Here is a 525-nt window from a genome sequence, read left to right as displayed (position 1 = left end):
CTCCTACACAAGGTTGACTGCCTGGCTTTCGACGATGCTGCGTGTGATTGTGCCCGTCGGCTGCGGCGGCTCAACCTGCGCGCAACAGGATCTTGCCGCCTCGTCCTGGCTCGGCACTGGCCGCTGCCGCCTTGGCCGCGTCTTCCAGGTCGAACACCGCTTCCACCGGCAGTGCCAGGCTGCCGTCGAGCGCGGCTTTCAACAGCTCGCCGATCATGCGGCGCTTGTCCTCGGACTTGGTGGCGGCCATGACCTTGCTGCCCCAGAAGCCGCGCACTGTGGCCTGCTTGAAGATCACATCGCCACTGGCAATCTCCAGCGGTTCGCCGGTCATCGAGCCGAACGAGATCAACTCGCCGCCTTCGGCCAGCAACCTCATCAGCTCGCCGGCTGCCTTGCCGGCGACCGAGTCGATCGCGCGCACGATCGGCGCATCGCCGGCCAGCGCGCGCACGCGGTCCTGCCAACCGCCTTGCGCGGTCGACACCGCATTGCCGGTGCCCAGTGCCTCGCGTTCGGCCACGC

The 525-nt window shown here is 67.8% G+C and carries 1 protein-coding gene; it reads right to left on the bottom strand.

Going from position 1 to position 525, the window contains the following annotated elements:
* Window positions 1–70: 70 nt before the first annotated feature.
* Window positions 71–525 (bottom strand): zinc-binding dehydrogenase (locus tag CSC70_RS14400; protein ID WP_162457236.1); only part of this gene is annotated, 455 nt, incomplete at its 5' end.

This window comes from Pseudoxanthomonas kalamensis DSM 18571 (assembly GCF_010211745.1).
Classification (GTDB): domain Bacteria; phylum Pseudomonadota; class Gammaproteobacteria; order Xanthomonadales; family Xanthomonadaceae; genus Pseudoxanthomonas_A; species Pseudoxanthomonas_A kalamensis.
The sequence above is the reverse complement of the archived record's forward strand: the minus strand, read 5'-3'. Positions and strand labels throughout refer to the sequence as shown.